Annotated in this window: 27 protein-coding genes and 1 pseudogene; 15 read left to right on the top strand and 13 right to left on the bottom strand. The window is 53.5% G+C overall.

The window, feature by feature from the left end:
- Nucleotides 1-165: 165 nt before the first annotated feature.
- The 3 genes from AC2FNU_RS17125 to AC2FNU_RS17115 all read right to left on the bottom strand — a co-directional run bounded on the left by AC2FNU_RS17125 (nt 166) and on the right by AC2FNU_RS17115 (nt 1,687).
- A complete protein-coding gene (locus AC2FNU_RS17125; RefSeq protein ID WP_496790695.1) occupies nt 166-501 on the bottom strand; it encodes a DUF411 domain-containing protein in 336 nt (111 codons plus the stop codon).
- 190 nt (nt 502-691) lie between these two features.
- On the bottom strand, nt 692-1,027 hold the full coding sequence (locus tag AC2FNU_RS17120; RefSeq protein ID WP_496790694.1) for a hypothetical protein: 336 nt from the start codon (nt 1,025-1,027) through the stop codon (nt 692-694).
- 63 nt (nt 1,028-1,090) lie between these two features.
- Nucleotides 1,091-1,687 (bottom strand): Spy/CpxP family protein refolding chaperone, encoded by a 597-nt coding sequence (locus tag AC2FNU_RS17115; protein ID WP_496790693.1) that lies wholly within the window; start codon nt 1,685-1,687, stop codon nt 1,091-1,093.
- Between the two features lie 43 nt (nt 1,688-1,730).
- Here AC2FNU_RS17115 and AC2FNU_RS17110 point away from each other — a divergent pair, with 43 nt between their 5' ends.
- The 3 genes from AC2FNU_RS17110 (at nt 1,731) to AC2FNU_RS17100 (ending at nt 4,830) form a co-directional block, all read left to right on the top strand.
- Nucleotides 1,731-2,327 (top strand): Crp/Fnr family transcriptional regulator, encoded by a 597-nt coding sequence (locus AC2FNU_RS17110; RefSeq protein WP_496790692.1) that lies wholly within the window; start codon nt 1,731-1,733, stop codon nt 2,325-2,327.
- Nucleotides 2,328-2,694: 367 nt separating this feature from the next.
- A complete protein-coding gene (locus AC2FNU_RS17105; RefSeq protein ID WP_496790689.1) occupies nt 2,695-3,315 on the top strand; it encodes a DedA family protein in 621 nt (206 codons plus the stop codon).
- A gap of 210 nt (nt 3,316-3,525) precedes the next feature.
- Nucleotides 3,526-4,830: a CitMHS family transporter gene (locus AC2FNU_RS17100; RefSeq protein WP_496790686.1), complete on the top strand. Its 1,305-nt coding sequence runs from the start codon at nt 3,526-3,528 to the stop codon at nt 4,828-4,830.
- Between the two features lie 176 nt (nt 4,831-5,006).
- On the opposite strand, the gene AC2FNU_RS17095 is transcribed toward AC2FNU_RS17100, so the two are convergent.
- The 3 genes from AC2FNU_RS17095 to AC2FNU_RS17085 form a co-directional block, all read right to left on the bottom strand.
- On the bottom strand, nt 5,007-5,885 hold the full coding sequence (locus AC2FNU_RS17095; RefSeq protein WP_496790682.1) for an ergot alkaloid biosynthesis protein: 879 nt from the start codon (nt 5,883-5,885) through the stop codon (nt 5,007-5,009).
- On the bottom strand, nt 5,878-6,333 hold the full coding sequence (locus tag AC2FNU_RS17090; protein ID WP_496790679.1) for a nuclear transport factor 2 family protein: 456 nt from the start codon (nt 6,331-6,333) through the stop codon (nt 5,878-5,880). The genes AC2FNU_RS17095 and AC2FNU_RS17090 overlap by 8 nt, the downstream gene beginning before the upstream one ends.
- 61 nt (nt 6,334-6,394) lie before the next feature.
- On the bottom strand, nt 6,395-6,856 hold the full coding sequence (locus AC2FNU_RS17085; RefSeq protein ID WP_496790678.1) for a DMT family transporter: 462 nt from the start codon (nt 6,854-6,856) through the stop codon (nt 6,395-6,397).
- Between the two features lie 186 nt (nt 6,857-7,042).
- On the opposite strand from AC2FNU_RS17085, the gene AC2FNU_RS17080 reads away from it, so the two are divergent.
- Nucleotides 7,043-7,573, top strand: a complete 531-nt coding sequence (locus AC2FNU_RS17080; RefSeq protein ID WP_496790676.1) for a TetR/AcrR family transcriptional regulator — start codon at nt 7,043-7,045, stop codon at nt 7,571-7,573.
- A gap of 76 nt (nt 7,574-7,649) precedes the next feature.
- On the opposite strand, the gene AC2FNU_RS17075 is transcribed toward AC2FNU_RS17080, so the two are convergent.
- Both AC2FNU_RS17075 and AC2FNU_RS17070 read right to left on the bottom strand, forming a co-directional pair.
- Entirely contained in the window at nt 7,650-8,723 is a 1,074-nt protein-coding gene (locus tag AC2FNU_RS17075) for an aminotransferase-like domain-containing protein (protein WP_496790696.1), read from the bottom strand.
- Between the two features lie 75 nt (nt 8,724-8,798).
- A pseudogene (locus AC2FNU_RS17070) lies at nt 8,799-9,059 on the bottom strand (GntR family transcriptional regulator); the annotation flags it as partial.
- A 120-nt stretch (nt 9,060-9,179) separates the two neighbouring features.
- On the opposite strand from AC2FNU_RS17070, the gene AC2FNU_RS17065 reads away from it, so the two are divergent.
- Together AC2FNU_RS17065 and AC2FNU_RS17060 are read left to right on the top strand one after the other, a co-directional pair.
- The gene (locus AC2FNU_RS17065) at nt 9,180-9,569 is read left to right on the top strand and encodes a DUF983 domain-containing protein (protein ID WP_496790675.1); all 390 of its coding nucleotides are present in this window, start codon (nt 9,180-9,182) and stop codon (nt 9,567-9,569) included.
- Between the two features lie 51 nt (nt 9,570-9,620).
- Nucleotides 9,621-10,463: a methylenetetrahydrofolate reductase gene (locus AC2FNU_RS17060; RefSeq protein WP_496790674.1), complete on the top strand. Its 843-nt coding sequence runs from the start codon at nt 9,621-9,623 to the stop codon at nt 10,461-10,463.
- Nucleotides 10,464-10,535: 72 nt separating this feature from the next.
- On the opposite strand, the gene AC2FNU_RS17055 is transcribed toward AC2FNU_RS17060, so the two are convergent.
- Nucleotides 10,536-11,285 carry an SDR family oxidoreductase gene (locus AC2FNU_RS17055; protein ID WP_496790672.1) on the bottom strand — a complete coding sequence of 250 codons (750 nt, stop codon included), beginning with the start codon at nt 11,283-11,285 and terminating at the stop codon, nt 10,536-10,538.
- Nucleotides 11,286-11,380: 95 nt separating this feature from the next.
- Between AC2FNU_RS17055 and AC2FNU_RS17050 the strand changes: the two genes are divergently transcribed.
- Nucleotides 11,381-12,295 (top strand): AraC family transcriptional regulator, encoded by a 915-nt coding sequence (locus AC2FNU_RS17050; protein WP_480851187.1) that lies wholly within the window; start codon nt 11,381-11,383, stop codon nt 12,293-12,295.
- Here AC2FNU_RS17050 and AC2FNU_RS17045 read toward each other — a convergent pair.
- Entirely contained in the window at nt 12,275-13,240 is a 966-nt protein-coding gene (locus AC2FNU_RS17045; protein ID WP_496790667.1) for an AraC family transcriptional regulator, read from the bottom strand. The two genes, AC2FNU_RS17050 and AC2FNU_RS17045, sit on opposite strands and share 21 nt — an antisense overlap.
- A gap of 184 nt (nt 13,241-13,424) precedes the next feature.
- On the opposite strand from AC2FNU_RS17045, the gene AC2FNU_RS17040 reads away from it, so the two are divergent.
- Nucleotides 13,425-14,327, top strand: a complete 903-nt coding sequence (locus tag AC2FNU_RS17040; protein ID WP_496790663.1) for an SDR family oxidoreductase — start codon at nt 13,425-13,427, stop codon at nt 14,325-14,327.
- A gap of 122 nt (nt 14,328-14,449) precedes the next feature.
- Here AC2FNU_RS17040 and AC2FNU_RS17035 read toward each other — a convergent pair whose 3' ends face one another.
- The gene (locus AC2FNU_RS17035; protein ID WP_496790660.1) at nt 14,450-15,187 is read right to left on the bottom strand and encodes an SDR family oxidoreductase; all 738 of its coding nucleotides are present in this window, start codon (nt 15,185-15,187) and stop codon (nt 14,450-14,452) included.
- 93 nt (nt 15,188-15,280) lie between these two features.
- Here AC2FNU_RS17035 and AC2FNU_RS17030 point away from each other — a divergent pair, with 93 nt between their 5' ends.
- Entirely contained in the window at nt 15,281-16,177 is an 897-nt protein-coding gene (locus AC2FNU_RS17030; protein ID WP_496790657.1) for a LysR family transcriptional regulator, read from the top strand.
- A gap of 267 nt (nt 16,178-16,444) precedes the next feature.
- Here the strand turns inward: AC2FNU_RS17030 and AC2FNU_RS17025 are convergent, their stop codons facing one another.
- Nucleotides 16,445-16,663, bottom strand: a complete 219-nt coding sequence (locus tag AC2FNU_RS17025; RefSeq protein WP_170429673.1) for a hypothetical protein — start codon at nt 16,661-16,663, stop codon at nt 16,445-16,447.
- A gap of 211 nt (nt 16,664-16,874) precedes the next feature.
- Here AC2FNU_RS17025 and AC2FNU_RS17020 point away from each other — a divergent pair, with 211 nt between their 5' ends.
- The 3 genes from AC2FNU_RS17020 to AC2FNU_RS17010 are packed head-to-tail and all read left to right on the top strand — an operon-like array spanning nt 16,875 to nt 19,017.
- Complete coding sequence (locus AC2FNU_RS17020; protein ID WP_496790649.1) at nt 16,875-17,375, top strand: Dps family protein; 501 nt, start codon at nt 16,875-16,877, stop codon at nt 17,373-17,375.
- A 50-nt stretch (nt 17,376-17,425) separates the two neighbouring features.
- Entirely contained in the window at nt 17,426-17,710 is a 285-nt protein-coding gene (locus AC2FNU_RS17015; protein ID WP_170332122.1) for a sll1863 family stress response protein, read from the top strand.
- Nucleotides 17,711-17,742: 32 nt separating this feature from the next.
- On the top strand, nt 17,743-19,017 hold the full coding sequence (locus AC2FNU_RS17010) for a DUF2254 domain-containing protein (RefSeq protein WP_496790644.1): 1,275 nt from the start codon (nt 17,743-17,745) through the stop codon (nt 19,015-19,017).
- 251 nt (nt 19,018-19,268) lie between these two features.
- Here the strand turns inward: AC2FNU_RS17010 and AC2FNU_RS17005 are convergent, their stop codons facing one another.
- On the bottom strand, nt 19,269-19,865 hold the full coding sequence (locus tag AC2FNU_RS17005) for a Crp/Fnr family transcriptional regulator (protein ID WP_171672726.1): 597 nt from the start codon (nt 19,863-19,865) through the stop codon (nt 19,269-19,271).
- A 338-nt stretch (nt 19,866-20,203) separates the two neighbouring features.
- On the opposite strand from AC2FNU_RS17005, the gene AC2FNU_RS17000 reads away from it, so the two are divergent.
- The 3 genes from AC2FNU_RS17000 (at nt 20,204) to AC2FNU_RS16990 (ending at nt 21,431) form a co-directional block, all read left to right on the top strand.
- Nucleotides 20,204-20,506, top strand: a complete 303-nt coding sequence (locus tag AC2FNU_RS17000; protein ID WP_496790638.1) for a hypothetical protein — start codon at nt 20,204-20,206, stop codon at nt 20,504-20,506.
- A 63-nt stretch (nt 20,507-20,569) separates the two neighbouring features.
- Entirely contained in the window at nt 20,570-20,905 is a 336-nt protein-coding gene (locus tag AC2FNU_RS16995) for a hypothetical protein (protein ID WP_496790635.1), read from the top strand.
- Between the two features lie 58 nt (nt 20,906-20,963).
- The gene (locus AC2FNU_RS16990) at nt 20,964-21,431 is read left to right on the top strand and encodes a DUF411 domain-containing protein (RefSeq protein WP_496790630.1); all 468 of its coding nucleotides are present in this window, start codon (nt 20,964-20,966) and stop codon (nt 21,429-21,431) included.
- Nucleotides 21,432-21,596 lie beyond the last annotated feature (165 nt).

The following is a 21,596-nucleotide window of genomic DNA, read 5'->3' as shown; positions in this document are numbered from 1 at the left end:
AGGCAGCACATTGGTCCGCGTAGATATCTTGGCCAGTGGCGACCAGTTTGGCGTCATCCGGTGTCAATAAACCGACTGCTTCGGAGGGCTGGGCCAGAACGAACGCTACGGAGAAACCGGCGAGCGCAAGCCCACCGGTGACCAAGAGTGTTTTGCGCCCAAACATCAGGTGTCGAACGGCTTAACAGTGCCGGCGCGATAGTAAACCGTTCCGGCCCTAGCCTCACCCCCAAATGCGATGACGTCGTAACGGGCGGACGGATCGTCGCCCATACCAGGTGAGCCCATTGGCATGCCAGGAACAGCAAGCCCTGTGATGTCAGGCCGATCCCTCAACACAGCTTCCAGTGCTTCGAACGGCACATGGCCTTCAAAGACATAGCCATCGGCTTCAATGGTGTGACAGGATGCGAGGTTCAGCGGGATACCCCGCGCTGACTTCTGTGCCTCGGGGTCGGTCAGTTCCTCGACGGTGACGGCGTAGCCACGTGCGCGAGCCATGTCGGCCCATGCGTGACAACATCCGCAACCTGGTGAGCTAAGCACGTGCATTGGGGTGCCTGCACGGACGGGAAGAGCGGTCGCGATGAGAGCAGTTGCAGACAGTGTGGTGAAGTGACGACGTGTGATCATGTCTGTCGGTCCTTTGATGTGAAAATTGAACGGAATGCGGGCGAACGCCCGTTGCCGTTCAGGCTTTCGGAGGACCGGTGGGAACACCCAGTGCTAGACCCGAAAAATCGGCTCCAGCGTACGTCACACCAACCACTGAGATGACCAATGGAGCAATCAGCGAAATCCCCGCCGTGGTGACAAGATCACCAAAACAGGATGCTGAACCCATGCCGCTAGTGGTGTCGCAACAATCCGCAACAGCTTTCTCGGCATCAGCCAACGGATCGTTGCCTGCCATTTGAGCATGATGACCAGAATGATCCGATCCATGGGTCAAGCCATGCTTCACGGACGCTACGGATGCGCCAGAGAATGCAACAACAAGAAGTATCGACAGGACCAAGCGAAGCATGCCAAATACTTACTGGGGGTATATGGTTTTGACAAGTTTCGAGGGTGTTTCGCCGCATACAACCTAGTTGCACCCATTATGGGTGCGCCACATTTCTGGATCATGTCCGGCTGGAACAGTGGAACATGGATCATCTGAATATCCGCGTAAGACTGAATACTGGCTTACCTGCGCATCAGTCAGGAACGTCAATGTCAGCAGGTGAGCATTCAGATGGACGAGGCGCAGGGCTGCTCGCGCCACGCCCGCTTCGACAACCAGTCCTTCAAGAGTTTCTGCCGTTAGAACACCTTGCTGAAAAGCCAAGTCAAGCGCCTGTTCCATTTCGATAAAGCGTTTGCCTGCCAGTATTGCGTCTACCTGCATCTGCGCGCGGATCACTTCGATTTCGTGGCGCTGCTCTTCGGTCAAACCAATTTGATCGGCAAGTTCGAGAAGATGCGTTGGCCCCGGAACGCCGTTGAGCTCCGCTGCTCGGGCGAGACCCCATCCACCACCACGCGCGATCTCCTCCAGGTCTTGTTCCGACAGTGATTTGATGAGGCGAGTTTCTTCACCCGCATAGACCGACGGTGTCGTGCTGTGGCTCCCAGAGTGGGGCTGGGTAAAAGCCACGGAGGGCAAGATCGCTACAAGAAGTGCGAAACGCTTGGTCGCCATGTTTAAAGTCCTCGGTTGAAACAGCGTTGGCACGAGGGATTGCATGGAAGACGCAATACAGAACATGATAGAAATCATGTCGGATCATTGGCTTCATTGTTTTGACAACGCACCAAGGCGAACGCTGCTGGAAGGCGAAACTCTGTTTCGACGGGATGACAGTGTGGAATGGGCTTTCCTGGTTCTTAAGGGGCGGATCTTTCTTCGGCGAGCGCTGCAAGATGGCGGGCTTTTGACGCTACATACAGCCAATGCTGGTGATCTGGTCGCGGAAGCATCCCTGTTTGCAGACCGCTATCACTGCGACGCTGTGACCGATCTTTCTACGACGGTCTTATTCCTCCCGAGGGACGAATTGATGACGCACCTAGAGGATGCAGCTTCATCAAACCATCTTTCGATCAGAGCGTTTGAAAGAACAGCGAGAGAACTACAGGTTTTGCGGACCCGCATTGAAATCATGCGCCTGCGAAAGGTGAAAGATCGGCTGGATGCCTATCTCGAACTGTACGGTCCACCGGAAGAAGGCGGTTGGGTGCGTTTTGCCGATTGGATCGGAGTGACGCCCCCCGCGCTGTATCGCGAGTTGGCGAAGTGTCGAGCGAAAAATGACGCTCACCGTCTCGCAGCTAAATCGTAGGTATCGGCTCAGTGTTGCCATTTTCCAAGGTGACCACGGTTGGTTGTTCGCAGCCCAAAGCAGTTATTTTCAACTAGAACATACAGTTCTTAGATCATAATACCTTAATGTTTCGTTACATTGAGCAAACTGATCCTGAATGTGCTCGGAAAACGCCCAAGGGGCTCACTACTTTGTAGATCACGAGTGAGTAGGCACCTTAGAGTAATTCCATCATCGAAGGGGTTAACCTCTTAGATAACTAGCCTTCAGACAACAGAGTTATACATTCCGCAGCATGGCGGTGAAATAGCTTCGGTTGATGCCGGCTATCACGTAGCGCAAGAAAGGTGCATCAGCGTAAATAAGGCAAAGACAGAAACCATCTATGTCCCAATTGCATGAGTATTTTTCGATTTTTTCACAGGACTTTGCGCTTCCGACACTCTTTCTCGCATTGTTCCTGGAAACGCTGGGTTTGCCTATTCCCGGTGAGACAGTTCTGATTTCCAGCGCCGCTATTGCAAGTCAGGGCGACCTCAACATTTTTCTGGTGGTAATCGTCTCAGTTGTAGCGTCGATGGCAGGTGACAACGTTGCGTATTTCATTGGTCGCCGATATGGCCGCAAGGTCATTCTAACATATGGGACAAAAATAGGGATCACACAGGAAAGATACGAAAGAGCTGAGCAGGTAACCGAACGCTTCGGTGCTTATGTTGTTGTCGTTGCTCGGTTCTTTATCTTACTGCGTCAGCTAAACGGTCTCGTGGCCGGCGCTACGGGATTGCCTTGGCAAACATTTTTTCTGGCCAATGCAATCGGATCACTGCTTTGGGTAAGCTTCTGGACAACACTTGCATATAAACTCGGTCAGAATGTCTCGTTGCTTCCTTGGGTGACGCACCATTTAGCAATGGCAGCCAGCATTGTGGTTGTAGTGACCTTGTTGCTTATAGCCGTACTATTTGTCCGTGCTAGGCATGTTGGCAGAGACAAAAGCGTTTAGCTCGACAACAAACCAAACTCCGCTTTTTGATCAACTTTTCTCAAAAATCCAATCACTTTGAGAGCATATCGTTTTGGACGCATCCATCCTTGAATTTGAGCCTATTGTTGTCCTGATTGAGATGTCGGTCCCGGATGTGACTCAGATTTCTTGACCCACAAGGTGTGTGCGTATTGACTGACTGCGAGCTTGGAAGGAGCCCGAGGCAACATGGCAATTATTGGATTGGTGACAATTGTACTCGTTGTTGTGTCTCTCCTTACTGGTCGCGTAACTCCAGTCATAGCGTTAATATTGTTCCCGCTCGCAGGAGCATTATTGGCGGGTTTCGGTCCTACAGATTTGTCGGAGTTCTTTAACTCAGGTCTACTTCGAGTTGCGCCGGTCGCCACGATGTTCATCTTTGCGATACTCTTCTTCGGCATCTTACAAGACACAGGCCTTTTTCGCCCGATTATCAATTGGATCATCGGGGTGACCAAGGGCAATGCGGTGGCGATTACCGTTGCGACGGCAATGGTCGGCGCTCTGGCCCATCTGGATGGCGCTGGTGCAACGACATTTCTTCTAACTGTTCCGGCCCTGCTACCACTCTATGTTGGGCTCGGAATGAACCGCTGTTTGATGTTGATGATGCTATGCTTGGGTGCCGGCCTGGCGAATATGCTTCCCTGGGCCGGGCCGTTGGGCAGGGCCTCTGCTGTCTCGGGTATTGATCTGACAGTGCTTTGGCACCCTCTGATACCCATTCAGATTGTCGGGTTGGTTCTGTTGGCTGGCTTCGCAGTCCTAATGGGACTTCGCGAGAAACGCATAATGTCCAAGACAACAGGTGATGAGAACCCGACAGGAAGCATGGCACAATACGCCTTGAAGGTGACTGACGAAGAATTGGCATTGGAACGCCCTCAACTCATTTTCGTGAATGGGGGGTTGTTTTTGGCGACGGTCGTAGCACTTGTGGTGGGTTTACTGCCGCCTGCGTTTCTCTTCATGATCTCTCTTTCGTTGCTTCTACTCATCAATTACCGCGACGTGGACAGCCAAATAAACCGGATGAAAGCGCATGCGCCTTCTGCGCTGACAATGGCTACGATTATCTTTGCTGCTGGGGCGTTCCTGGGCCTTATGGACGGTACAGGAATGCTCCGGGTCATGGCTGAGCAGTTGGTCGAGATCTTGCCTGAAAGCGTTGTACCAACATTACACATTTGGGTCGGGCTGATCGGCGCGCCGCTTGAGTTGGTGCTAAGCACTGATGCGTTCTATTTTGGCTTAATGCCAGTGATGCTGGAAGTTGTAGAACCAACGGGTGTCTCAACAGAGAGCATTGTCTACGCCATGCTCATCGGCAATATCATTGGCACGTTCATCAGCCCGTTTTCGCCCGCCCTTTGGCTTGCACTTGGATTGGCCGGTGCAAGCATGGGGCGACATATTCGGTACTCGCTGCTCCCATTATGGCTGTTTTCCATCGCAGTTTTTGGGGTCGGTTTTTTGTTGGGCTTGTACTGAACCCATTCCCAAACGCACTGCTACAGGCTTGGTACGACTGTTTTCTGGAAGACTCATGGTTGGCTGGTTGGCAGCCCGAAGCGGACATTCATCGCCGAGCTTAGCAATCTTCGACATGCGCAACATTGCTACCGTCCCCGAAGCCAACACGAAGGTCAGCTAAGGACACACTCATCTCACATGTTAGCCGTCTCAGCCACTCGCATGTTGATATCTTTTCTCTGCGTCCATGCTTTCATGTTTTGCTGAACGAACTGATCGATAGAGGTTGGTCGTGATCCGGTCAGCTTCAGCACACTGTTAGTGACGCGATCCTCTGACCCGCCAGCAATTACACCGTCCATTGCCGCCAGAGTTCTTGCGTATTCTTCCGGCAATCCGAGGCTTTGATGACGCTCTGTCAGTTCATCGACGGTTAGGTGATGATGGGTGATCTTCCGCTCCAATTGATTGCTCAGTGTTTCGGCAACGACATCATAAGAAATCGCTTCCGGGCCAGTGAGTATATAGTCAGTGTTTTCGACTGATGGAGTGACCAGCAGCTCCGTTGCACAGGCTGCTATATCGCCAGCATCGATAAAGCCCACTCGGCCGTCATCTGTCGCTGTGTAGATGGCGGACTCATCGCGAATGGGATCACGGTGATGAAGCTCTGAGAAGTTCTGCATGAACCAGGTTGGACGCAAAACGGCCCATTCTGGAGCGTTGGAGCGCAGCCAAGCGTGGACTGCGCCCATCATGGGTCCGCCTTCTTCCAAAGAAGAAGCGCTGAGTAGCACGAAGCGTTGGACGCCTGCGGCAAGTGCCGTCTCAAGACCGGGCCGCATTGCGCCCAGTGAGTCTACGGTGTCTGTGGGTGCTACGAGGTAAACAGCCCTGACGCCTTCGAAAGCATCTGTGAACGTAGACGGATCGCTCCAGTCGAAACACACGTCGTTTTTGTTCTGAGGGCTGCGTGTTCCCACGCTGGGGGCCAGCCCTTTGGCGCGTAGCTGTTTGACGACGCGGCTTCCCGTTTTTCCGGTGCCGCCGGTGACAAGAATGGAACTAGTCATCAATAAAGTCTCCCAGCTTGGACTTAAGAACTTCGGCGCCGCCGACAGCGTTCAGCAGAACTAGAGGGTTCCAGTAGTCGCGATAGCGCGTGATGCGTCCGTTTTGGACCTCAATGACCGATATGTAGTTTTGATCATAGCGCCCGGCCTCACCTTCACCTTTGCAGGAGAATTCCAACACAAAGGTTTCACCGTCTTTCGCGACATGGGTGACTGCCGGGCTCATGGATTCAAAGCTGATGAGGCCCCCAGCTTTTGGCAGATAGGCGGCCATCGTGTCTCGGCCACGGAGTTCTCGCACTGCCCCTTCTGGAGAAAACGGGAACTCGAACACGATGCCTTCGTCACACATATCCAGGAAGTTCTCGCCTGCTTCTGCGATGATTGCATCTCCGAGGGCACCGCGCAGCATCGCGCCAAAGCTGGGTATGTTATTCGTATCAGACATGATTTCTTTACCTCTTGTTGTTCCCTTAACGGGTGGGTTGTTCCGTGACTGGTGACTTGGTTTATGCCGCTTTTCCAAACTGCATGATAAGGACGCCGGAGATCGACAGCACAGCACCAGTGATGCGATAGAAGTCTGCTGGTCGAGCAGCGTTTCCAAGAAGCCCGTTCTGGTCCAGGATGAGTGCCATCGTCATTTGTCCAGCAACGACTGCGGCAATAAATGCGGCGGCCCCAAAGCGTGGGATCAGAACCATGGTCGCCATCACGTAAACGACACCGATCACACCTCCTACCCACGCCCAGGGAGGAGCCGCATATAGTGATAATAAGCTTGGCAATGTCGGTCGAAGCCATGCGATGCCGACCACCAGGCAAGCGAATGAAATTCCAAACGACAACAGGGTTGCCCAGAGTGGGTGGCCAGCCGCGCGGCTGAGCTCTGCGTTCATTCCGGCATGGATGGGTATCAAGGCCCCGCAAAGCAGAGGCGCAAACCACAGAAGTGCGAATTTCGGGTCCATCTTCGCGTCCTTCCACAAGTACCATAATTGGGTTGCAGTATTTGAGATTTTGCTCCAAGCTACGTCGGAACGATACCGTTTCGTCCTATATAAGGGAGAATCACGATGGAACGCAAGAGTTCCGACGTAAAAAATTCTGATCGACCGCGTCGGATGCCGGCCGGAGCTGCCGTTTTGCAAGACACGGTGACGGAAGCAATCCAACGCGCCTTGTTCGAGGAATGGGCGGAAACGGGTTACTCGGCTCTACGAATGGAGCGCATTGCGGCTCGCGCAGGTGTCGGAAAGGCGGCGCTTTACCGGCGTAGCAAGTCCAAGTTTGAGCTGGTGACAGAAGCAGTAAAGGCAGCGGCTACAAGTCTTACCCCTATCCCCGATACAGGATCGTTTGAGACAGATGTTGCCAGGCTGATGCGCAGGATGGCTGCAACTCTGCGTCATCCGCTTGTAAGACGGATTCTACCGGATCTACATGCTGAGCACGCGCGCTCTGATGAGTTAGCAGATTTGCTGGAGAGTGTAACGCGGGATCGCCGGGCCCAAGCAATGGTTATGTTGGACAGAGCTATTGAGCGTGGTGAACTGACAAAAGACACAGATCGGCAAATGATCCTGGATATGTTTATCGCACCGCTCTACTGGCACGTCATTGTTCAGCATCGACCTGTCAGATCAGCAGACATCCAACGATTTACCAATCTGGTTCTAAGTGTATAGAAATAAACAGGAACCATAAAGCAAATTGAAGAACTGAGGCGAAGGTCGCTTCAGATATTCGTCACCGCCTAGCAGACTAGGGAACCCAATTTTTATGGGTAATCGCATAATTCAACGCTTCGAGATCTTCAGTCAGCTGGCTGAATGAAATTGGGCCACCAAGGCAAACCCTAACCGCTTCATCGGGCTCTCCTGTCACCGTAAACGCATTGCTCGGCATGATCCCGATTTGACGATTGGCCATGTGACTCATCACATCAGCTCTGCTCGACCCTTCGGGCAGCTTGAGCCAGATATTGAATGCTTCGTTGCAGTCGACGAAGTCTTGGTCCTGCATGATCTTGGCCGCCAAGTTCTGTCTGCGGTTCGCCTCCTTGCGGACAAACTTTTGCACTGCCGCGGCTGTACCATCCTGGATCCATCGCGCCATCAAAGCTGTTGTGATTGGTGACGCCATGACATTCGATGCCTGCAAGGCCCGCGTGAAGTGGGTTTTCGACAGCCCAGACGGAACCACCGTAAGCGCAAGCCTCAAACCAGCGCCCAGACATTTCGAAAGACCCGCGATGTACCACCCCAATTCGGGAATCTGCTGTGAGATAGGCGGTGGAGCATCCGACGACACAAACCGACAAGCGTCATCTTCAATCAAAGGCAAACCGTACTTGCCCAAAACGGACGCGATCTGCTGACGTCGCTCCATCGGAATTGTAAGCGTCAGGGGATTTTGCAGCGTCGGGTTCAGATAAAGAGCAGAAGGCGCGTGCTCTTGGATAGCGGCATCCAGATCATCAGGAAGAATACCGCTGTCGTCTGATCTCACGCCAATTAGCCGGATGCCAAGTTGAGCGCCTATGGCGCGAATACCGGGATAGGTCACGCGCTCACAGATCACGGTGTCTCCGGGCTTGGCGAGCAATGTCAGGATCGACAGCAAACTGGCATGTGCGCCAGGCGTGATTGCCAATTGGTCTGCTGTAACGTCGATACCGTTGATGTTCATCCAGCGTGCTGCGGTCTCCCGGTCTTGCCGGCTCCCGATAATGGATTGGTAGCGAAGCAGAGGAACGAGGTTCGCAGCAACATGTGTGAGGCCTTGTTCCATACGGGCCACCAGAGCCGGATCATCTGGCTCCGGGGGCATGTTCATGTTCGGATCTTCTTCAAGCGCGCGGCGTGGGTCTGCTTTCTCTGAAGTTTCTTCTGGTTTCCGGATAAACGAGCCCCGGCCGACAAAGGTGTCGATATACCCTCGTTTCGCGGCCTCAGAGTACCCGCGAGAGACAGTTGTGAAATCCAAGCCAACAAGCTTTGCGACGCTGCGTTGAGGCGGAAGCCTGTCACCTGCATCAAGCACTCCTGTCTCTATATCATGTCTGATCGCTTCCGCGATCTGGACATAGAGTGGTTTCCCGTTGTCGCGCAGATTCGGCGTCCATGACTTCAAGGCATCATTCCATTCAATATATAAGATTGTGCCTGTCACGCTTATCCTTATTGCAGGCGAATTTCAACATATTGTCGCATGTGTCATCATATTGATTGGCTATTGATTGCATTGCGTCTGAAGATGAACTATCTGAGGCGCAACCGAAGGAGATCAAAGATGTCCGAACTTGCAATTGACGCCCACGACGACAGCGAAGAGCGCCCCATCAAACCCGCGATCATGAATGGGATGCGCCTCAGGTGCCCCAAGTGCGGGGAAGGAAAACTGCTGCATAGCTACATCAAAGTGAACGATGAGTGCTCGAGTTGCGGTTTGGATCTGAGCCACCAGCGGGCTGATGATGGTCCGGCTTATCTTACGATCCTGATCGTAGGCCACCTTATGGGGTTCGCATTGCACATCGCATGGGTGACATGGAGGCCAGAACCTTGGGTCTTGGCATTGAGCATGTCGGTCATCGCAGTAGTCGGTGCCATGGCACTGCTGCCGGTCATGAAGGGTCTGATTGTTGGATACCAATGGGCCAAACGAATGCACGGGTTCTAGCCAACCGCCCTCCCAATGAATTCACAGCCCTTTCAGAGGATGGTTTCCTTGATGGATTTGAATTTCTATTCACTTGAGGCGACAGGAAAGACGATTGCGGATCTCACAACAGCCGCACCCCTTATTCCTGCGAGAACCCCTGTCAATGTGGCCTGGCTGAATGATGAGGATGATTACGACAGGCTGCGAACGGTGCGCCGGATCGACGACGCCGGACTATTGCCGGTGCCGATATTTGCAGCTCGTCGCCTTAAATCAAAGAAACACTTGTTTGACCTGACCGAAAAACTCCAGTTTGCGGGCGCACAAGGACAAGTCATGGTCGTTGGTGGTGACCCATCAAGTGCGTCGGGGCCATTCAACAACACGATGGATCTCCTTCGAACCGAGTGGATTGAAAAGTACGCGATCAAGAGGGTCACCTTGCCGGGTTTTCCTGAGGGAAACGCTGCCATAGGTTATCGTTCGGATGTGGCCTTACTAGGAGAAAAGGTAAAACTTCTGGAGTCCTGCGGGTGCAGCGTGAGCATAACCACTCAACTTGCCTTTGATCCCAACAGAATTCTCAACTGGATAAGCCAGCTTCGAAACGCGGGTGTTGGCCAGCCGATCCAAATTGGAATACCTGGGCCGACCAAAAAGGATCTCCTGCTCAGGTTTGCACGCAAATTTGGGGTTTCGGCTCGTGGGTTGAACAACGTGAGTGACACCGTGGACGGGAACGTTGATTTCTCCCGTTTGGTCTGCTTGATCGAACAAGGGCTGCAACGACGCAATTTAGCTGATGTTGCGGTTCACCTTTATCCTTTTGGTGGCGCGAAGGTTGCCGTTGAGTGGCTTGCTGCGATTAAGGCGCACCAAACACGGGACGCTTCGAGAAAAATGCTAGCTTGAGGTAAAAAAGGCCAGCCATTGAGGTCGGCCATGCTGGTTATTCGAGAGGGCTTTTTCTGATTGTTGAAGGTGTCAAGCCGCCAGAGCGACGGAGTCCTTTCCAGCGGGGATCCGAAGTGGGCATGTGCTGTCGGTGACGGCCCTCCAGATTGCCTGAACGACATCCTCGGAGAAGGTGAACTCCTTCCCTTCGGTGTTCATGAAGGCAGCCATGGTTTGCTCGACGAACGGCTTGTAGTTTTCAGGCGTGTCATTGGATTCTGACATCATTGCCATTGCGTTCTTGCCAAAATTCGTCGTTGGGGCCTGACCTGGTAGAACGATATGGGTCCGGATACCCAGCGGAGCCAGTTCGAGGGCAAGGCATTCGGTGAAGGCGTTCACCGCAGCTTTACTTGCCGTGTAGACCGAAGCCAGCGGCAGCGGTTTAAGTGTGACACTGGAAGAGACATTCACGATCACCCCTGACCCCGTGGCGCGCATTTGCGGCAGCATCGCACGGACCATTTCCATGGTGCCGAACGTGTTGGTCTCAAAAATCCGGCGCAGGTTATCCTCTGATGTGCCCTCAAATGGGGAAAGCCAGCCGACGCCTGCGTTGTTCACCAAAGCGTCGATGGGGCCAGCAGCTTCCACAGCCTTTGCGATACTCTCACTATCCGAGATATCCAATGGCAGGATCGCCAAACGATCTGATACCGGCAGTAGTGTTTCATCTGGCTTGCGCATTGTCGCGATTACCGACCAGCCCTGTTCGAGGAAGAAGCGCGAAGTCTCCAGTCCAAATCCCGAAGAACATCCTGTGATCAATACGGTCTTCATGACGTTATCTCCTATTCGTTGATGCCTTGAAAGTAGATGACGTCGGCAGTATTATGTATAATCAATAGTCCTTTTCTTTTTATCAATGGTCCAAAATGGCAGATCCATTCTCTGAAATCATCACCCTCCTTCAACCCAAAGCGTCCTATTCCAAACTGGTGCATGCATCGGGACCATTTCGGGTGCATCGCGAGGATGTAAACGAGGCCTTCTACTGCTCACTTCTAACCGGACGTGCACGCCTGGAGGTCGAAGGAAAAGAACCGTTGGTATTGAATGCGGGTGATTTTGTACTGATACCTGCGGTTAAGTCCTTCACCTTCTCAAGCATGGACCCTCCGCCACCCGCTGATTTGGTCAACCACCCGGTGGAGGGTGAAGACGGTATTTTCCGGCTTGGGGCATCTGACGCGGATCCAGAAGTTCAACAGCTCGTGGGACATTGCACCTTTGCCAGCCCGGACGCTGATCTATTGATCTCTCTACTGCCTGATCTGATCTTTGTCCGCTGTGAGGGTCGGTTGGCTGCGCTTACAGGGCTTGTTCGCGACGAGGCTCGCGCAAACAGGCCGGCGCGAGATGTGATCGTCGAGAACCTATTGCAAGTCCTACTAATCGAAGCCTTCCGCTCTGGCGCGGACCCGGCCCCGACTGCTGGCCTTTTGCATGGGTTGGCAGACATTCGGGTTGGGCCCAGTTTGCGAGCCATGCACGCGGCCCCGGCTCACAGTTGGACTGTTCAAGCTCTTGCAACCGAAGCTGGACTTTCCCGATCTGCGTTCTTCACACGGTTCGAAGGCGTCATGGGAATGCCCCCAATGAGCTATTTGCAGAACTGGCGGATGACATTGGCAAAACACATGCTCCGGGCAGGCGATCTCAGTATTGCCGAAATCTCTGCCCAGACAGGCTATGGGTCGTCCAGTGCCTTCAGCACTGCATTTTCCCGCTATGTAGGATGCCCGCCCGCGCGCTACTCAAAGGCAAATCTACTGGAAGCTTCGGGATAAGTCCTCGGCGGTCAAAACAGGGTCTGAACCACCTTTGGAACGCTCATTCACAAACTGACGAGGTGGGCGACCCATGACCCTTTTGAAAGCTGTGTTGAATGCGTTTTCGGACTTATATCCGAAGGCATCAGCGACGGTCGCGATGGTGCATCGGGATGACAGGAGCTGATCGCTCGCTTTGATCATTCGAAGAACAGCAAGGTATTCCATGGGACTTTGTCCCGCGGCTTCTTGGAAACGCCTCGCAAAGACTGATCTCGACATACTTGCAACTTCAGCCAATTCGTTCAGCGTCCATTTCTTGCCGGGATCACTGTGCATTGCAGTCAGCGCCAAAGCTAAGCGCGTGTCTGCGAGCGCCTTAAGCCAACTCAGTTGGGTATCCTTCTCCGCATGATGATGACGCAGGGTCTGGATCAGGACCACGTGCGAGAGGTGATGAGCAACCAAGGCACTACCTGGACGATCATCGGCCAGCTCTTCCAGGATCAATCCAACTGAGTGAACCAGATGGGCGGCGATCTCTTCTTGCGCCGGAATAACCATAATCGACGGCAGCATCGAAATGAGTCTGAATGCGTGAGCTCGAGACACGGTAAAGCGGCAGCTTGCAATCATTGTGCCCCCGCCGCCGTTGATAACCGCTGGCTCCATTGAAAGTGGCGCTGTCAGAAGCTGCTCTACGGGTTCGGCTTCAAGAGAAGGATCGGTCTTGATCGCAAAAGGACGACCCGTCGGTAGGATAAAAAAGTCGCCTTCCCTAACCAGAACGGATTCTTTGCGGCCCTCAACAGACACCCAGGCATCACCAGAAATCATGGCGTTGCATTTCAGAGCACCCGCCTGATCGGGAAAGCCAATCGCAGAGGGATGCCCAAGGTCGAGACGACCTGCCAGATGGCTCTGAGGTTTCAGGATGGAGAGGATGTCAGAAAGAGGGTCCACGTGATCTCTGCCGATTGGGTTTGCGTCAAAACTCTATCAGCTAGAAGCCGTATATCCAAGAGATTGGGACGATTGCGAAGATTATCGAGATGTTCAATTATTGATAACGCCAATTTTGCCTGTACTTTTTGTGACGAAAAACCTGAACCGCTGCGCAGGTTTCAACACGTCATAGGAGATATCAATGCGCGTTTTTGTAACCGGAGCCACCGGCTATGTCGGGTCTGCCGTCGTCCGCGAACTATTGGATCACGACCACTCGGTCATCGGGTTGGCTCGTTCAGCATCCTCAGCCGAGGCCTTGAAAAAAGTCGGTGCTGAGGCACATCACGGAGACCTTGAGGATCTCGACAGCCTGCGCGCAGGCGCAGCTCAGGCGGACGCTGTGATCCACCTTGGTTTCAACCACGACTTCTCGAAATTTGCAGAAAACTGTGCTCACGATGCCGAAGTGATCCGTGCAATCGGAAGCGAGTTGGCAGGCTCTGACCGGCTGTTCCTTGCGACATCCGGCACAGCGATACTGACGCCAGGTGTTGAGTCCAAGGAAACAGACCTTGCTCCGACGGGCGACATGGTAAACCCCCGCGTAGCGACGGAACACGCTGGCGCGGAAATGGCGCAAAAAGGTGTGAAGATTGCTGCTGTGCGCCTCGCCCCCTCTGTACATGGCGCGGGTGATCATGGCTTTGTCCGGATGCTGGCAGACATCGCAACGCAAAATGGCGAAGGCGCTTACATTGATGAAGGACAAAACCGCTGGTGTGCCGTCCATCGCCTGGATGCAGCACGTCTTTACCGGCGTGCTTTGGAGCGCAACGAAGGCGGTGTTCACTACCACGGCGTTGCCGAAGAAGGCGTGCCTTTCAAGGATATCGCCGAAGCCCTGGGTCGCAATCTGGGGCTGCCAGTCTCGTCCAAAACCGGTGACGATGCGCAAGCCTATTTTGACTGGTTCAGTTTCATGGCTGCTTCAGACAGTCCGGCATCCAGCACATGGACCCAAGAGGTTCTGAACTGGTCTCCAGCTGAGCCAAGTCTCATTGCGGACATTGATGCTGGACTCTACTGCTCATCGAAAGACTAAGGAGGAAAAGAGTAGATAGGCATGAGATGTCAGCTTGGGTGTCTGTCGGAACGTAATTCTGGAAGCTATCATTCTCAATTTCGCAACCGGGTCAGAAATGCATAGCTTCCAGAGGGGGTGCCTTAGACGATACCACCATTGGCCCGCAGTGTTTGACCACTAATCCAGCGACCATCAGGCCCGGTCAGAAGCGAAACAGCAGCAGCGATGTCTTCGGGCGTTCCGAGCCGGCCAAACGGGTTCATCTTCTTGATGTTTTCAATCAATGCTTCGGGTTTTCCATTGATGAACAAGTCGGTCCCAACCGGCCCCGGCGCGACGGTATTCACGGTGATGTCACGTGAGCCCAGTTCTTTGGCCAGCACATGGGTCATCGCTTCCACCGCAGCTTTTGTTGCCGCATAGACCCCGTAGGTCGGCTGATAGAGCCCGACAACACTGGAAGACAGGCTGACAATCGCGCCACCTTTGTTCATGCGGTTGGCAGCCTCGCGCATACCGCGAAACACACCACCAATGTTGATGGCGCAGTGAGCCTCGAAGTCGTCATCAGATGTAGATGCAACTGCAGTCAGGTGCATAATACCCGCGTTGTTAACCAGAACATCGACAGAGCCGAACCCCTGTTCAGCCGCATCGAATAATCTTGGCATGCAGGATGGATCAGAAATGTCACCCTGGACTGCGATTGCTTGGCCGCCAGCTTTTTTGATAGCGTCTACAATCTCGTTCGCTCCGGCCTCATCACTTGCATAATTGGCAATGATTGCGTGGCCATCCTGAGCCAGGCGGAGTGCGATGGCTGCACCAATCCCTTTGCTGGCGCCGGTTACAATTGCGGTTCGTTGTGCGTGTACCATGTCTATCCCCTTTCTGTTTGAAGCGAAGATAGACAGAGAAATAATCCAGATAATGTGTCTTGTATTGGAATGACAATTCGATAAAAGCGAACAATGATCGACAGACTTGAAACAATGCGACTGTTTGTTCGGGTGCTGGAACGCGGGAGTTTTACAAAGGCCGCAGCGGATCTGAACATTCCCCGGTCCACTGCAAGCGAAGCCATCCAAAGACTGGAGCGTGACCTTGGTAGTCGGCTGGTAGATCGCACGACACGACACGTGGCTCCAACGCCAGATGGGCAGGCATATTACCACAGATGCGCGTCCATTTTGGCTGATCTGGAGGAAGCTGAAGGCGCATTGCGCGGGAACGAACCGTCAGGTCTTCTGCGCATTGACGCTCCCGGAACTCTGACACGGGTCTTTCTTCTACCTCACCTGACTGACTTTCTCGCAAAATACCCCAAGATCACCCTTCAACTCGGTCAGACAGAGCGCCTTGTGGATCTGGTGCGCGAGGGCGTCGATTGCGTCATCCGTGCCGGTATTCCTGATGATAGTGGAATGATCACGCGGCACTTGACCGATCTCTCCGAAATCACCTGTGCGAGTCCAGAGTATCTGGCCAAGTTTGGCACTCCCACGTCGGTAGAAGATCTGAAAGGCCATCAGATGGTCGGCTTCCTGTCTTCGCGCACCGGCGGCGCATTGCCGTTAGAGTTCAAGATCGGAGACAAGGTTAAGGAAGTTTCGTTGCCAGCGCTGGTTACAGCAAATGACGCAGACACAGTGCATCATCTGATCCGAGACGGGTTCGGGATCGGACAAGCTCCGAAATATCGTTTTCTGGAAGACTTGAGAGATGAGCGCCTTGTAGAGGTTTTACCGGAATCTCCACCATCGCCCACACCGCTGGCTGCTTATTATCCACAAAACAGACAGCTCTCCCCGCGCGTCCGAGTTTTCCTCGATTGGGTCGTTCGTATTTTCGACAAGGCCGCACTTTGACCAAATGTCTAGGGCCGTCCGCTCGACTTTGCAAAGTCAGCTTTCTGCGCACTCTCGAAATTCGGATCAGCCCACTTTGCAAGAGCAGCGAACGGCTCTTATGTCCGCATAGCGGCCTTTCAGGATATTCAGGCGAACTTCAGTATCGAGCCCAGAATTGACTGATGCTGCGCGAAGCTCCAATGACAGCAATGCGCAGTAAGCGGACTTTGCAAAGTCTTTGGTAATCAAACATGGTTTTCGCTTGGTGCTCTGTGGATGTTCCTGTCACTCATCCACAACACGAAACTCACCGGAAGGCGCATCAGTGGGTGGTTCTTCGAACTCGTTCGAAATCAAGCCGCGACGGATGAGTTCTCGAATGGCGGCCGCTCTGGATGGCAGTCTGTTCTCGAACCGCCAATCATCAATGGCTTTGAGCTCTTCGAGGTCGAGCATCAGTTGCAGTTTTTCCGTGCGCTTGGGTGGTCGATTTGGATCAGACACTGGCATGACCTCAGTAGCTTACGTCAGTTACTCCAAGCATGTATGCCAATGGGCCTGCGTGTCTACATCAATCTTGGCATGTTGTGCCGGATACCCAGGATCATGAAGCGCCCCATGATGTGTCGGATACCTATATTAAGTATATGATTTTATTTGAATTTTTACGTATCACCCTTAGGTTCTACTCCGCAAGCAACGAAACGGAGTGAAAATGATACAGCAAGTCTTGAAGTCTGAAGTTCAGGAAGAATCCAACGACACAGGCATCGACAAGAACGCCTGGATCGCCAACGCGGTGACGGAAGTACTGGCCGATACCATGGTCCTGATGGTGAAAACGCAAGGCACACATTGGAACGTCGTGGGCCCGCTATTCCTGCCGATCCATGAACTGACAGAGCGTCAGTATCGCGACCTGTTCGAAGCTGCGGATGAATTGGCCGAGCGTGTGCGTGCGTTGGGTCAGGTGGCACCGATCTCGTTCACGGACATGGTTAGCCAAGCCAAGCTGACCGAAGAAGAGACGGTTAAAGATGCAGAGGGCATGATCAAACAATTGGTCGCAGACAACGAAGCGATTGCCCGGAACCTGCGTGAGACTGCCGCTACCGCAGCCCGTTATGGCGATGGAGCTACGGAGGATCTGATGAACGCCAGGATGGCGAAGCATGAGGAAGCGGTCTGGATGCTCAAGGCAATTGTTGCGGCCTAATTGGCGGCTCCCCTCGATTTGAACCAAGGTTTGCGAAGAAAGGAAAAACGATGACACGTGTTGGGTACGAGAAAAAGGCACAGCTGCAACTGGATAGTTGGAATGCCCAGATTGATGTTCTCGAAGCCAAGCTGAAGGTGGCCGAAGCGGACGCCAAACTCGAGCTCGAGGAGCAGCTCAGTAAGCTCTACAAGGCAAGGTCTGACGCAGAGGCTCAACTGAATGATTTGAAGTCGACCAGCGACGAGGCTTGGGAAGATGTCAAAAAGGGCTACGAGGCTGCATGGAGCGATATGCAGAGTGCTTTGAAAGAAGCGGCCGACCGGTTCTCGTAGAGCTGGGTTTGTGAACAAAGCTCGTGTCGTAAATGGGGACCGGAATGCAAACACCTAGAGAATTAGTGAGGTACTTTCGCGGGTTCCTAACTATCCCTGCCGCCATTAGTCTTTCAGGGCTTTTGGTGGCTGGGATTGTCTTCAAGGCGGAGCAAGCGCTCGTGAGTTGGGGTTGGCCCGCTTCCGATTGGATCAGAGTGTCCAATAGCACTGCGAGCGATGTACTGAGCGCAATCTCGGCAGCATCCATGTCCGCGTTGGTCATGGTCTATTCCATTGTTTTGCTGGTCTACACCTTGGCAGCAGGATCTATTGGGCCCAGGCTCTTGCAGCGCTTTGGCGAAGACAGGGTAAATCAGGTTGCAGTTGGCTCACTTGGAGCGACGTTTTTATACAGCTTGTTGATCTTGTGGCTGATACGCGATGACACATCAGTCAATTTGGCCGTCGCGATTGGAATAGTCTATTCGATCATCTCAGTTCTTTTGCTGTTGCTCTTCGTTCATACTGTTTCGACGCGCGTAACCATTGATCAGGAGGCGGCGCGGATTTCTGAAGCCTTGGATCGCCAAGTGAGCGCCGCAATCGAAAACAGTGCAGATATTCCGTCTTCAGAGGCAGTCCCTGAGGAGGGAGACAAGCGCCAAGTCTCGGCCGCGGGCACTGGATATGTGAATTCGATCAATACCGAAGGTCTGGTGAGTGCGGCCAAGGAAGCAGGGGCAGTCGTCGTTTTTGATGTGCAGCCAGGTGACTTCATGGTTCCAACGGACACTTTGGCCAATGTTTATGGTGATAGTGACGAGAGCCTGAATGATCTAGTGCAAGCGGCAGCTCCGTTGATCCCCGCGCGAGATCCTAATGGAGATATCCGCTTTTCTGTCCACCTCCTCATTGAAATCGCACTTCGGGCTTTGTCGCCGGGTGTAAATGACACGTTTACCGCAATTGTGTGCATCGACCGTCTATCAGCATCTCTGGCTCGAGCGTGGTCATCCAAGCTCTGCACGGGTGTGTATCGGGATGACGACGGAAACGCGCGGGTGATTTACCCGTCCATCACGGCTGAGGCACTGTTTCAAGACTCGATGCCAGCTCTGCGACGCGCTGCCCGGGGCAATGGCCTCGTAACGGCCGCCCTTATTCGAGCTTTGGTGCGCATCGCGGAGGCAGCTCCAGAAAAAGATTTGTGGGCTGTTATGGAAGAACTATCTGGCGTCAGAGATGAGACGCGAGAAAGTGATATGCTAAAGCGCGATATTGATAAGTTTTGCGGCCAAGTAGAAACCGCAATTGAACGATTTTAGTCAACCGTCCTGGACCTTTGCAGTCCAGTTCGGCTGGGGGGTGGTTTGTGAGTGGGCCATCCCCCAACTTATAGAGAAATTTTAAGGCGCGCGCTCGGCTTCAAGTTCAGAAAGACAACCGGTGGGCCTCAAAAGAAATCGACAGCTTTGTCTACTTCTCGGGATATTCAAAGTCCATTTGTGAATGGCCGCTTCGGGGCTCGAGCGGCTACTTTGGCTCACCGCTGAGAGGGTCAGAACCGAGCCAATATCTACGATTTTGCTGCGAGATGGTGAATATCTTTTTTCTCTCGACGCTTCGCCAACTCACGATATAGCGCGGGGGGCGTCACTCCGATCCAATCGGCAACACGCACCCAACCGCCTTCTTCCGGTGGCCCGTACAGTTCGAGATAGGCATCCAGTCGATCTGTCACCTTTCGCAGTCGCATGATTTCAATGCGGGTTCGCAAAGTCTGTAGATCTCTCGCTGTTCGTTCAAACGCTCTGATCGAAAGATGGTTTGATGAAGCTGCATCCTCTAAGTGCGTGATCAATTCGTCCCTCGGGAGGAATAAGACCGTCGTAGAAAGATCGGTCACAGCGTCGCAGTGATAGCGGTCTGCAAACAGGGATGCTTCCGCGACCAGATCACCAGCATTGGCTGTATGAAGCGTCAAAAGCCCGCCATCTTGCAGCGCTCGCCGAAGGAAGATCCGCCCCTTACGAACCAGAAAAGCCCATTCCACTCTGTCATCCCGCCGAAACAGAGTTTCGCCTTCCACCAGCGTTCGCTTTGGTGCGTAGTCAAAACAATGAAGCCAATGATCCGACATGATTTCTATCATGTTCCGTATTGCGTCTTCCATGCAATCCCTTCGTGCCAATGCTGTCTCAACCGAGGGTTTTTAACATGGCGACCAAGCGTTTCGCACTTCTTGTAGCGATCTTGCCTTCCGTGGCTTTTACTCAGACCCACTCTGGGAACCACAACACGATAACGTCGGCCTATGCGGGTTAAGAAACGCGCCTCATCAAATCTCTGTCGGAAAAGGACCTAGAGGAGATCGCGCGTGGTGGCGGATGGGGCCTCGCGCGAGCAGCGGAGCTTAACGGCGTTCCGGGGCCAACGCATCTTCTCGAACTTGCCGATCAAATTGGTCTGACTGAAGAGCAGCGCCAAGAAATCGAATTAATCCGCGCCCAGATGCAGGCAGACGCGATACAGGCAGGCGAACACTTAATCGAAATGGAACAGGCGCTTGATCTGGCTTTTCAGCAAGGTGTTCCAACGGCAGAAACTCTTGAACGACTGGTTATGGAAGCGGGCGCGGCGCGAGCAGCCCTGCGCTTCGTCCATCTGAACGCTCACCTGTTGACATTGACGTTGCTGACTGATGCGCAAGTCAGCCAGTATTCAGTCTTACGCGGATATACATATGATCCATGTTTCACTGTTCCGGACGGACATGATCCAGAGATGTGGCGCACCCATAATGGGTGCAACTAGGTTGTATGCGGCGAAACATCCTCGAAACTTGTCAAAACCTCATACCGCCAGTAGGTATTTGGTATGTTTCGCCTGGTCCTGTCGATACTTCTTGTTGTTGCATTCTCTGGCGCATCCGTAGCGTCGGTGAAGCATGGCTTGACCCATGGATCGGATCATTCTGGTCATCATGCTCACATGGCGGGCGATGATCTGTTGGCTGATGTCGAGAAAGCTGCTGCGGATTGTTGCGACACCACTAGCGGCAAGGGCTCAACATCCAGTTTTGGTGATCTTGTCGCCACGGCGGGGATTTCGCCGATTGCTGCACTGGTGATCTCAGTGGGTGGTGTGACGTACGCTGGAGCCGATCTTTCGGGCCTCGCACTTGGTGTTCCCACCGGTCCTCCGAAAGCCTGAACGGCAACGAGCGCTCGCCCGCATTCCGTTCAAATTTCAGTTCAAAGGACCGACAGACATGATCACACGTCGTCACTTCACCACACTGTCTGCAACTGCTCTCATCGCGACCGCTCTTCCCGTCCGTGCAGGCACCCCAATGCACGTGCTCAGCTCACCAGGTTGCGGATGTTGTCACGCATGGGCCGACTTGGCTCGCGCTCGTGGTTACGCCGTCACCGTTGAGGAACTGACAGACCCCGAGGCACAGAAGTCAGCACGAGGTATCCCACTGAACCTTGCATCCTGTCACACCGTTGAAGCCGACGGTTATGTCTTTGAAGGCCATGTGCCGTTCGAAGCTCTGGAAACCGTGTTGAAGGATCGGCCAGACATCACAGGGCTTGCGGTTCCCGGCATGCCAATGGGCTCCCCAGGAATGGGCGACGATCCGTCCGCCCGTTACGACGTCATTGCATTTGGGGGAGAGGCTGGGGTCGGTACAGTATACTACCGTGCGGGCACCGCGCAGCCGTTCGATACCTGATGCTAGGGCGCACAACACTCTTGGTCACCGGTGGGCTTGCGCTCACCGGTTTCGCCGTAGCGTTCGTTCTGGCCCAGCCCTCCGAAGCAGTCGGTTTATTGACACCGGATGACGCCAAACTGGTCGCCACTGGCCAAGATATCTACGCGGACCAATGTGCTGCCT

It is taken from the genome of Ruegeria sp. BHSB064 (assembly GCF_059613205.1).
This window is presented reverse-complemented; position numbering and strand designations above follow the sequence as displayed.